The organism is Streptomyces sp. A3M-1-3 (assembly GCF_024213665.1).
In the GTDB taxonomy this organism is placed as follows: Bacteria; Actinomycetota; Actinomycetes; order Streptomycetales; family Streptomycetaceae; genus Streptomyces.
The window spans coordinates 172,173-182,491 of sequence record NZ_JANAVP010000014.1; the positions used below are offsets into that span (position 1 = coordinate 172,173).

Genomic DNA, 10,319 nt, shown 5'->3' on the forward strand with positions numbered 1-10,319 from the left:
GCTGCGGGCCGGTGCCGGGTGCGCCCGCCTGCGGCGGGCCGCTGCCCCACCCGCCCGCCCGTTCGGGGTGGGCGGGAGGGCACCGTTTCGGGTGGGTGGCTGGGCTGCCTCGGCGGCTGCGGGCCGGTGGTGGGCACGCCCGCCTGCGGCGGGGCCGCTGGTCCACCCTGTTTGCCTGTTCGGGTGGGCGGGAGGGCACCGTTTCGGGTGGGTGGCTAAGCACCGTGGGCGGGTGCGCCCGCCTGCGGTGCGCCGCCGACCCGCCTTACCTGCCTGTTCGGGTGGGGCGAGTGGGCACCGTCGGCGCGAATCTGCCGGTGGCTTTGCCCCGGTCTTCCTGCCGCCTGGGGGCTGGGGCTTGCCCCAGTTTCGGGAAGGGGCGGGGAGGGGAACTCAGCCCGCGCCGCGGTGGCGGCGGCGAACCGCCAGAGCCACCACTCCCGTCACCGCCGCCAGGCTCAGGCCGCCCACCACCAGGGGGATCAGCGCGTACCAGGGGGTCTCCCACGCGGCCCCCGCGTCGCCCGCGAAGGCGACGCCGGTGATCAGCAGGGACACGCCCGCGACCAGCCGGCCCGGCTGGAACTCATGACGTCGCACGGGTCACCTCCACCTGTCCCACCGCTGCCTTCAGGTCCAGTTCCAGCGTGCCGCCCGGCGCCGTCCCCTCGGGCGGCGCGAGCGTGGTCTTCGTCTTGCGCTCCGGGGCTACGTCCACATCGGCCGGCGCTTCGCCGGCCAGCTGGATGTCCCCCAGGCCCACCTGGACCCGTACCTCCACCGTCGCGTTCTTCGGTACGACGACCCTGAGCTGCCCCGCGCCGACCTCCGCGGCCACGCTCAGCGTCTCGCCCTTCGGCACCGCGACCGCGCTCAGATCGAGCGTGCCGATGCCCGACCCCAGTTCGTACCGCGGCTGCACCGCCGCCACCGACGCCGGACGCCATTCCTCACGTACCCAGTCGGTGCTGATGTCCCTCGGCAGTACGGCCGCCCCCGCCAGCAGCCCCGCCGTGATGACCGCCAGCATGACCGAGCCGAAGCCCGTACGGCCGCGGAACGCGCTGACCGCGATGCCCAGGCCGAACACGGCCAGCGCGCACGCGAAACCGGCCTGCAGGCTGGCGCCGAGAGGGTGCGCGTTCCAGGTCAGCCCGGTGCCCAGACCCGCCGCGGCGAGTGCGAGCAGGAACACCCGGCCGCCGATGCCGCCGCTCCGGGGGCGGACGGGTTCCGGGGCCGGGGATGCCGCCCAGGGGGCGCCCGCGGTTCCGCTGCGGCGCCGCAGCGGAACCGCGGCTTCCGTCGGCGTGTCGTCCGGGCCCCACAGATAGCCCGTGCCGACCGGCCCGGTCGTACCGTCCTTGACGATGGGGTTCCGCCACCAGGACGGCCCGCCGGGCGCGGGCGGGGCCTGCGTCTCGGGCGGCGCGGCATCCGCGACCGCATGTGCCACCGCCGGGTCCGTCACACGCCTCGGCTCGGTGACCGCGAGCCGCCGCCGCTGCGACCAGTACGCGGAGCCTGCCATCGCGAGGGTGAGCAGCGTGGCGAACATCAGTACGCCGCCGTTGCCGAGCATGGAGAGGAACAGCCCGCAGCCGACCAGAGCCATGAGCACGGCGACGAGCGCCGGTCCCTCGACCCGTCCGGTCAGCAGCCGGCGCGCCTCGTTCTCCTCCTCGCCGTCGTGCGCGATGAGCAGCCACGCGAAGCCGTAGAAGATCAGCCCGGCGCCGCCGGTGACGGTGAGCACGCCGAGCACGATCCGGAAGATGACCGGGTCGATGTCGAAGTACCGGCCGAGTCCGCCGCAGACTCCGGCCAGCACCTTGTTCCGCCGGCTGCGACGCAGCTGCGCTCGGGGCTCAGGGTCAGGGCTCGAAGACGGTTCACCGGGCCCTCCACCGGGCTGTTCTGTCATACGTCCATGGTGACGGGCGGTCCGCCGCCGCGGGGCCGGGCCCGACCCTGGCCGTTCCCTGATTTCTCCCGCCGAGAAGTGGGGGACGGCCCTGATGCCCGGGCACGCGCATACGTGTGACGATCGGAGCATGCCAGCAGCCTCGCCCCGCGCCGCAAGCCCCCTCGCGCCCGACCCCGAAGAGCCGCTGCGCAAGCTGTACCGCAGCGCCGAGGGGCGGATGCTGGGCGGCGTCGCGCGCGGTCTCGCGGGGCATCTCGGGCTGCCGGTGGCCTGGGTACGGATCGGCTTCTTCGGCCTGTTCCTGGCCGACGGCCTCGGGGCCCTGCTCTACGCCGTGTTCTGGATCGTCGTACCGCTCGGTGTCGGAGGTACGGCCGCCGCCCCCCGCTCCGCCTTCGAGATCACCCCCGACGGCCGGCGCCGGCTGCGCAAGCCCGACAAGGGCCAGCTCTTCGCACTCATCGCGCTGCTCATCGGCGCCGCGGTCTTCGTCGCCAACGTGGAGCTGGGCGGCGCCGCCAGTCCGTACATCTGGCCGTTGCTCCTCATCGGCGCCGGTGTCGTCCTGGTGTGGCGGCAGGCGGACAACGCCCGCCGCGCCCACTGGACGGAGGTCAGCAGGCGCCGCAGGCTGCTGCCGCTGGCCCGCGGCCTCGCGGGCGTCGCGCTGGTCGGCGTCGGTCTCACCGTCTTCATCGTCGTCCGCGGCTCGGTGGCCCAGCTCGGCAACGTCCTGACCGCGGCCCTCGCCGTCCTGGTCGGGATCGCGCTGCTGGCCGGCCCCTGGCTCGTACGGATGTCCCAGGACCTCTCCGAGGAGCGCCTGATGCGTATCAGGGCCCAGGAACGCGCCGAGGTCGCGGCGCACGTACACGACTCGGTGCTGCACACCCTGACCCTGATCCAGCGCAACGCCGAGGATGCGGGCGAGGTACGGCGGCTGGCCCGCGCGCAGGAGCGCGAGCTGCGCAACTGGCTCCACAAGCCGGAGGGCACCGGCAAGGACGAGGACGAGGAGCCGGGCACCGTCGCGGAGGCGGTGAAGCGGGCGGCCGCCGAGGTGGAGGACAAGCACGGGGTCCCGCTGGAGGTCGTGGTCGTCGGCGACTGCCCGCTGGACGAGAAACTGGCCGCACAGATGCAGGCCGCACGCGAGGCGATGGTGAACGCCGCCAAGTACGGTGGCGAGGGCGGTGCGGTGCAGGTGTACGCGGAGGTCGAGGGCCGGACGGTGTTCGTGTCCGTACGGGACCGGGGCCCCGGCTTCGACCTGGACGTGGTACCGGCCGACCGGATGGGCGTACGAGAATCGATCATCGGCCGCATGCAGCGCAACGGCGGTACGGCGAGGCTGCGTTCCGCGCCCGACGGGGGCACGGAAGTCGAGCTTGAGATGGAGAGGGCGAGCACACCATGACCGAGAACCCCACGACTGAGGACAGGCGTGTACGGGTGGTGCTCGTCGACGACCACCGGATGTTCCGCACGGGTGTGCAGGCCGAGATCGGCCAGACCGACCGTACGGGCGTCGAGGTGGTCGGCGAGGCCGCCGACGTCGACCAGGCCGTCACGGTCATCACGGCGACCCGCCCCGAGGTCGTCCTCCTCGACGTCCACCTGCCGGGCGGCGGCGGCGTCGAAGTCCTGCGCCGGTGCGCCTCGCTGATGGCGGCGACCGAGCACCCGGTGCGGTTCCTGGCGCTGTCGGTCTCGGACGCGGCGGAGGACGTGATCGGCGTCATCCGCGGCGGCGCGCGCGGGTACGTCACCAAGACGATCACGGGCAGCGACCTGGTCGACTCGATCTTCCGCGTCCAGGACGGCGACGCGGTGTTCTCGCCGCGGCTGGCGGGCTTCGTGCTGGACGCGTTCGCGTCGACGGACGCGCCGCCGGTGGACGAGGACCTGGACCGGCTGACGCAGCGGGAGCGGGAGGTGCTGCGGCTGATCGCGCGCGGATACGCGTACAAGGAGATCGCGAAGCAGCTCTTCATCTCGGTGAAGACGGTCGAGTCCCATGTGTCCGCGGTACTGCGCAAGTTGCAGCTGTCGAACCGCCACGAACTGACCCGCTGGGCAACGGCGCGCAGGCTGGTCTGACCGGCCCGGTCCGAGCATCCGGCAGGCGCGTACGCGATCACGCGGCTACTCTTTGCGCGGCGAGAGGAGGCACGGCATGCTGCTGAGATTCCGCGTGGCGAATGTACTGTCACTGCGCGACGAGCAGGAGCTCTCCTTTGTCGTGCCTTCAAACCTGGAGTCTGGCGCCGGCCGCACGGTGAAGCTCTCCGACGGCAAGCAGATCGAGGTCTACCCCCTGGTGGGGATCTTCGGCGCGAACGCCTCGGGCAAGTCCAACGTCCTGACGGCACTGATGCACTTGCGCACCGCTGTCCTCGACTCCTACGCACAGTGGACATCCCATCAAGGCGTTCCCCGCGAGGAATTCGCCTTGGATGCGAAGGCGTCAGCCGAAAGCTCCTTCTACGAGGCCGACTTCGTGCTGGACGACGGGGTCCGGTGGACGTACGGCTTCGAACTCGGCCCGGACCGGGTAGAGGCGGAGTGGCTCCATTCCTACCCGCGAGGACGACGCCAGGAATGGCTCGACCGCGACGCCTCCCGGGAGAAGGAGTTCCACTTCCCCGGTGAGCGGATTCAGGACCGCGCGAGGCTGGCCCGCACCACCCGCCCGAATGCTCTGCTCCTCTCGCACGCCGCCACGGACAACCATCCCCAGCTCTCGCCGATCTACCGCTGGTTTCACGACAACCTCTGGCCGGTCTTCCCGGAGGGAGACCGTGAGGACCGTGAACGCTTCACGATCCAGCAGTTGCAGGGTCCGCACCGCGAGCGGATCGAGGAGCTGCTGCGCGTCGCGGACCTCGGCATCACGGGGACTCGTGTGGACCGGCGGGCCGACGGCAGCACGGTGGTCGGGCTGGTCCATGCCGGGAGGGAAGTCACGACCCTCGACTGGCAGCGTGAGTCGTTCGGCACCCGCTCCTGGTTCGCTCTCCTCGGCCCGATGCTGCTCGCCCTCGACACGGGTGCGGTGCTGCTCGTCGACGAACTCGACGCAAGCCTGCATCCGCGCTTCGCCGCCGAGGTCGTGCGCCTCTTCCACGACCGGCATGCCAACCCGCGCGGCGCGCAACTGGTGTTCACCTCCCATGATCCTTCGCTGCTCGCCACCCCCAGCGGGGGGAGGCTGCTCGACCCGGGCCAGGTCTGGCTGACGGAGAAGGATGAGCACGGTGCGACGGAGCTCTATCCGCTGACGGCGGCCGAGCCGGGCGAGGCGGAGAACCTGACCACGTCTTATCTGGCCGGCGCGTTCGGTGCCGTGCCGGGAGTCATTGAGGGGCAGATCGGCCGCCGGCTGGTGGCGGTGCGCGAGACGGAGGCGGAGCTGACCTGATGGCGCGTACGAGGGGGAAGGATTCGGTGACGCGGCCACAGCCGAAGCGCGGGAAGCGCAGGCGGGTCGTCCATGTCTTCACCGAGGGAGAGGTCACCGAACCGACGTACATCGAGATCCTCAAGCAGCACGGCACGCTCATCGATCCTGATGTGACCGTGGAGGTGCACATCGCGAACGCCGGCGCGCCCGGCTCGCAGCGAAAGCCGATCAAGCTGGTCGAGGCGGCGATCCCCCAGATGCGCGAGGCCGAGCGCGAGGCGAAGCGGTACAAACTGCGCAAGGAGCACTGGCCGCAGGTCTGGTGCCTCTTCGACCGCGACGACCATGAGCAGATCGAGACGGCTGTCTCGCAGGCGAAGAAGGCCAACGTCGGCGTTGCGTTCTCCCACCCCTGTTTCGAGGTATGGCGGCTGGCTCACGAGAAGTCGGTGACGGGGACCTTCGACGGGGTGTGCGGCCTGGCTGCGGACCGGCTGTCCTTCGCCAGGACCGACCCGCACCCCAAGACCGTGCGCTGGGGGCAGCTGCAGGGCCTCTACGAGAAGGCGAAGGCGAACGCCGAGGCGATGAACGCCCAGCACCCCGAGCACCGGAACGTCCTCAAGCGGGATCCGTACACGGATGTGTGGAAGTTCGTCGAAGACGGCATGGGCATCGCCGGATACTGAATTTCCGGCTGCGGCGGGCACGGTCGTAGGGTTCCTGTGCAGCCCGGCTGCGCTCTGTCCGCAGACATCAGAACAGGGAGTCGTTTACGTGGCCAAGCTCACGCTCGCGCAGCTGGAGCGCCATCTCTTCGCGGCGGCGGACATTCTGCGCGGCACCATGGACGCCGCCGAGTACAAGGACTACATCTTCGGTCTGCTCTTCCTGAAGCGGATCAACGACGAGTTCGAAGCGGCGCGCAAGCGGATCGTGAAGGCGGAGCTGACCAAGGGGAAGTCGCCCGAGGACGCGGCCGCGGTCGCCGAGCGCTCACCGGCGTATACCGCCCAGGGAGTCATCTTCGTGCCGGCCGAGGCCCGCTGGGAGCGGGTGCTCGGTGGAGTGGCCAAGATCAATGACGACTTTCTGCAGCCGGCCTTCCAAGCGCTCATGGCCGAGAAGAGCAACGGGAAGCTCAAGGGGCTTTTCGATCACATCACCTTCAGCCGGATCGGTGGCGGAGGCGGTACCTCTTCGTCCGCAGACCTCGCCGACAAACGGCTCAAGGCCCTGATCCAGCATTTCGACGGTCTGGATCTGCGCGGCGAGAACTTCGAGTTCCCGGACATGATCGGCGCCGCGTACGAGTACCTGATCAAGGAATTCGCGGACTCGGCGGGCAGCAAGGGCGGCGAGTTCTACACCCCGCGTGCGGTCGTACGCATGATGGTCGAGCTGGCCCGTCCGCAGCCCGGAATGCGGATCTACGACCCGTGCGTCGGCTCGGGCGGCATGCTCATCCACGCCAAGGAGTACATCGACGAGCACGGTGGTGACTCCCGAGACCTGGACTTCGGCGGCCAGGACGCCAACAGCGGCTCCTGGGTGATGGCCACCATGAACCTGCTGTTCCACGGCGTGAAGAGCTTCGAGCTGCACACGGGCGACACGCTCACCACGCCGCTGCACACGGACGGGAGTGGCCGGCTCCAGACGTTCGACCTGGTGCTGAGTAACCCGCCGTTCTCGATGGACTATGACAAGGCGCTGATCGGCGACGAAGGGATTGCGGACCGGATGCCCCACGGGGCCACCTCGGAGCGCGGCAAGGCCGACCTGATGTTCCTGCAGCACATGCTGAGCATGGTGCGGGACAGCGGGCGCGACGGCACGGTCATCAGCGTCATGCCGCACGGCGTGCTCTTCCGCGGCAGCACGGAGCAGGAGATCCGCACCAAGCTGCTGGACGCGGATCTCGTCGAGGCCGTCATCGGGCTGGCTCCCAACCTCTTCTACGGGACCGGGATCCCGGCGTGTGTGCTGGTGCTACGGGCACCAGGCAAGAAGAGCCCGGAGCGGCGTGGCAGGGTGCTCTTCATCAACGCCGACCGCGAGTTCCACAAGGAATCCGCGCAGAACGTGCTGCTGCCCGAGCACGTCGAGAAGATCGTCTCGACGTTTCATGCGTTCAAGGACGTGCCGGACTTCGCGCGCGTCGTCAGCCGTGACGAGCTGGCCGCCAACGACGACAACCTCAACATCCGCCGGTATGTAGACAACACCCCGCCGCCGGAGCCGCAGGACGTGCGGGCACATCTGACGGGCGGCGTGCCGCGGGTGGAGATCGAGGCCAAGAAGAGCCTGCTCGACTCGTACGGTCTCGGGCTCGGTGACCTGTTCGCGGACGGCGGCGGCGAGTACGTCGACTTCCTCCCGGAGCCGGAGCGACCGGATGCGGCGCGCTTGGCCGAGCTGGCGAAGCCGCGCGAGGCCGCGTTGTGGTCCGGGTTCGAGAGGTGGTGGGCGGCGGAGGCGGAGCAGATCGCGGGGCTCGTACCGGTCTACGGCGACGACCGCACGGACGGCGAACGGCGTGCCCAGCTGGTACGCGTACGCGCCGACTTGCTCGAAACCTTCCGTGAACACCTGGAGCGGGTCGGTCTGCTCGATCACTACGCCCTGGCCGGCAGCATCGTGGGCTGGTGGCAGGCGGCGCGCTACGAACTGATGGCGCTCGCCGGGAACGGCTTCGGCGGGGTCGTCGACGGCTGGGTCGAAATGGTCGAGACGATGCTGCTGCCGGAGCGCGACCCGCGCACGGGCGGCGGACGCAAGCGGTCGGGCGCGGAGCGGCGCCAGGCGTACGACCACAAGGTGGTCGCCGCGATCGTGCCCGAGTTCCTGGAGGAGCTGGCGGCGGCGGATGCGCGCAAGGCGGAGCTGGACGCGCGCTGGAAGGCGGCGCAAGCGGCTGAGGCCGCGGCGACGGGGGGCGACGCGGATGGGGATTCCGATGCGGACGCCGACGCCGATGCTGCGCCTGCGGAGCCCCTGCTCAGCGCCGCCGACCTGGCCAAGCTGAAGCGGGACCGCACCAAGGCGAATGCGGCGGTGAAGGCGCTGGAGGACGACTTCTGGCCGCTGGACTCGGACGGCCAGAGCAAGGTCCTGGGGCTGGACGCAGGCCAGGACCAGGGCGAGGGCCAGCAGACGCTGGGGGACCAGCTGCCCCGGCTCCACCGAGCGCGGGCCGCGCTGGACGAGGCGGGCGAGCGGGAGGCCGTGCTGGGGGTGCTGCGGGATGACCTCGCGGCCAAGCTGACGGGGCATGTGGTGCGGCGGCGACGGGAGTTGGTGGCGGCGTACGGGGTGTGGGACGGCAAGTACGCGGTGTCGCTGCGAGAGATTGAGGCCCGGCGTGCTGAGGCTGCTGATCGCCTGGAGCGCATGCTGAAGGAGCTTGGCTATGCAGGCTGAAGAAGAGATCCGCTGGGTTCCGGTGCGGGAGCTCGGCGAGGTCCGTATGGGAAAGCAGCTGTCTCCGGACAGTCGGGCTGCGGTGCAGCAGTTTCCGTACCTGCGTGTGGCCAACGTCTTCGACGGTCGAATCGATTACTCCGACGTCAAGACGATGGGTTTCACCGAGACAGAACGAGCGACTTATAGCCTTCGGCGAGGTGACATCCTCTTGAATGAAGGTCAAAGCCTGGAGTTGGTCGGACGCAGCGCGATCTACGAGGGGCCGGAGAGCGCGTTCTGTTTTCAGAACACTCTTGTGCGGTTTCGGGCAGGGCAGGAGGTACTACCCGAATACGCGCAGGTTGTGTTCAGCCGGTGGTTGGCGACCGGGGTGTTCGCGTCTATCGCGAAGAAGACCACGAGCATCGCTCACTTGGGGGGAGAGCGGTTCGCAGCGCTGGGGTTCCCTCTTCGCACTCTCGCCCACCAGCGACGAGTCGTTGACCTGCTCGATGCTGTGACAGGCATGGAGCGAGCCATCGAGGAATCAATTGCCAAGGCGCTTACCATCCGAGATGCCCTCATGGGCAAGCTACTGGGCGACCTCCATTGGGACAGTATCCTCGCCGACGCGCTAAACGGGCCAATCCGAAATGGCTTTTCGCCAGTTGAGAGTCAGACTTGGACGGGTGTGCAAATGCTGGGTCTAGGGTGTCTCACTCATAGTGGTTTCAGTCCGCGCCAGTTGAAAAACGCTCCCGCATCGCTGACGGTCTCACATCCCGCAGTGTTGGTTGACGGGGATCTGCTTATGAGCCGTGCAAACACCCGGGAACTCGTTGGCCTTGCAGGGATCTATCGCGATATTGGGAACCCCTGCATCTACCCAGATCTAATGATGCGGCTACGTACATCAGAGGCTTGCCTACCAGAGTTTCTTGAGGCTGTAATCCGGTCTCCGAGGGCTCGGCGCGGCATCATGGCGCTGGCGCAAGGCACGTCCGAGAGTATGGTCAAGATTTCTGCACGGGCCGCTATGGGCCTAGCTGTTCCCTTGCCGGACATGGCTGAGCAGAAACAGTTCCTTGCGGTGCTTGCCAGCGCTGGCGAGCGAGTCGATGCTGAAGTTACGGAGCTGGCCAAGCTGCGCAAGCTCAAGCAGGGCCTCGCCGATGACCTGTTGACCGGGAATGTCGAGGTCGACGATCTCGCATGAGGTCTACGGGGCGGGGGGCTGCCCGTCCGTAGGGAGTTTGAGCTCCGCCCACACAGTCTTGCCGATGCCGTGCGCGCGCGGACACGTACCCCAACGGTCCGAAAGGGCGATCATCAGCGTCAGGCCGCGGCCGTCCTCGTCGTCGGCCCCGGCCGGGCGTGGCTTCGGGAGGGCGTCGCAGGCGTCTGCTACCTCGATGCGCAACGTGTTGTCGTAGAGGGCGAAACGCATCCCGATCTCACGGCCCGGTGAGACCTGGCCGTGCTCGACGGCGAGACCTGGCCGTGCTCGAGTACCGGTAGGCCACTGGCGAGGTTTCCGCTGCGCGGACCCTTTTCCAGTGGCCCCCGGCCCGAACCCGCCGTGCA

The 10,319-nt window shown here is 69.2% G+C and carries 9 protein-coding genes; 6 read left to right on the forward strand and 3 right to left on the reverse strand.

What is annotated here, in order from left to right:
• Positions 1 to 393: 393 nt before the first annotated feature.
• Both NLX86_RS18265 and NLX86_RS18270 read right to left on the reverse strand, forming a co-directional pair.
• A complete protein-coding gene (locus NLX86_RS18265; RefSeq protein WP_254372771.1) occupies positions 394 to 600 on the reverse strand; it encodes a hypothetical protein in 207 nt (68 codons plus the stop codon).
• Positions 587 to 1,924: a PspC domain-containing protein gene (locus NLX86_RS18270; protein WP_254372772.1), complete on the reverse strand. Its 1,338-nt coding sequence runs from the start codon at positions 1,922 to 1,924 to the stop codon at positions 587 to 589. The genes NLX86_RS18265 and NLX86_RS18270 overlap by 14 nt, the downstream gene beginning before the upstream one ends.
• 130 nt (positions 1,925 to 2,054) lie before the next feature.
• Between NLX86_RS18270 and NLX86_RS18275 the strand changes: the two genes are divergently transcribed.
• The 6 genes from NLX86_RS18275 to NLX86_RS18300 all read left to right on the forward strand — a co-directional run bounded on the left by NLX86_RS18275 (position 2,055) and on the right by NLX86_RS18300 (position 9,951).
• Positions 2,055 to 3,344, forward strand: a complete 1,290-nt coding sequence (locus NLX86_RS18275) for an ATP-binding protein (protein WP_254372773.1) — start codon at positions 2,055 to 2,057, stop codon at positions 3,342 to 3,344.
• Entirely contained in the window at positions 3,341 to 4,027 is a 687-nt protein-coding gene (locus tag NLX86_RS18280; protein ID WP_254372774.1) for a response regulator transcription factor, read from the forward strand. Before NLX86_RS18275 ends, NLX86_RS18280 begins: the two co-directional genes overlap by 4 nt.
• Positions 4,028 to 4,103: 76 nt before the next feature.
• Entirely contained in the window at positions 4,104 to 5,348 is a 1,245-nt protein-coding gene (locus NLX86_RS18285; RefSeq protein WP_254372775.1) for an ATP/GTP-binding protein, read from the forward strand.
• A gap of 26 nt (positions 5,349 to 5,374) precedes the next feature.
• Positions 5,375 to 6,019 carry an RloB family protein gene (locus NLX86_RS18290; protein ID WP_254372776.1) on the forward strand — a complete coding sequence of 215 codons (645 nt, stop codon included), beginning with the start codon at positions 5,375 to 5,377 and terminating at the stop codon, positions 6,017 to 6,019.
• Positions 6,020 to 6,107: 88 nt separating this feature from the next.
• A complete protein-coding gene (locus tag NLX86_RS18295) occupies positions 6,108 to 8,753 on the forward strand; it encodes a class I SAM-dependent DNA methyltransferase (RefSeq protein WP_254372777.1) in 2,646 nt (881 codons plus the stop codon).
• Positions 8,743 to 9,951, forward strand: coding sequence for a restriction endonuclease subunit S (locus NLX86_RS18300; RefSeq protein ID WP_254372778.1), 1,209 nt, complete (start codon positions 8,743 to 8,745; stop codon positions 9,949 to 9,951). Before NLX86_RS18295 ends, NLX86_RS18300 begins: the two co-directional genes overlap by 11 nt.
• 3 nt (positions 9,952 to 9,954) lie before the next feature.
• On the opposite strand, the gene NLX86_RS18305 is transcribed toward NLX86_RS18300, so the two are convergent.
• Positions 9,955 to 10,182, reverse strand: coding sequence for an ATP-binding protein (locus NLX86_RS18305; RefSeq protein WP_254372779.1), 228 nt, complete (start codon positions 10,180 to 10,182; stop codon positions 9,955 to 9,957).
• Positions 10,183 to 10,319: the final 137 nt, after the last annotated feature.

Excerpts from the sequence above, each read along its gene's own strand:
- NLX86_RS18270 (WP_254372772.1), bottom strand. The coding sequence starts at position 1,924 with ATGACAGAACAGCCCGGTGGAGGGCCCGGTGAACCGTCTTCGAGCCCT.
- NLX86_RS18275 (WP_254372773.1), top strand. The coding sequence starts at position 2,055 with ATGCCAGCAGCCTCGCCCCGCGCCGCAAGCCCCCTCGCGCCCGACCCC.
- NLX86_RS18280 (WP_254372774.1), top strand. The coding sequence starts at position 3,341 with ATGACCGAGAACCCCACGACTGAGGACAGGCGTGTACGGGTGGTGCTC.
- NLX86_RS18285 (WP_254372775.1), top strand. The coding sequence starts at position 4,104 with ATGCTGCTGAGATTCCGCGTGGCGAATGTACTGTCACTGCGCGACGAG.
- NLX86_RS18300 (WP_254372778.1), top strand. The coding sequence starts at position 8,743 with ATGCAGGCTGAAGAAGAGATCCGCTGGGTTCCGGTGCGGGAGCTCGGC.
- NLX86_RS18305 (WP_254372779.1), bottom strand. The coding sequence starts at position 10,182 with ATGCGTTTCGCCCTCTACGACAACACGTTGCGCATCGAGGTAGCAGAC.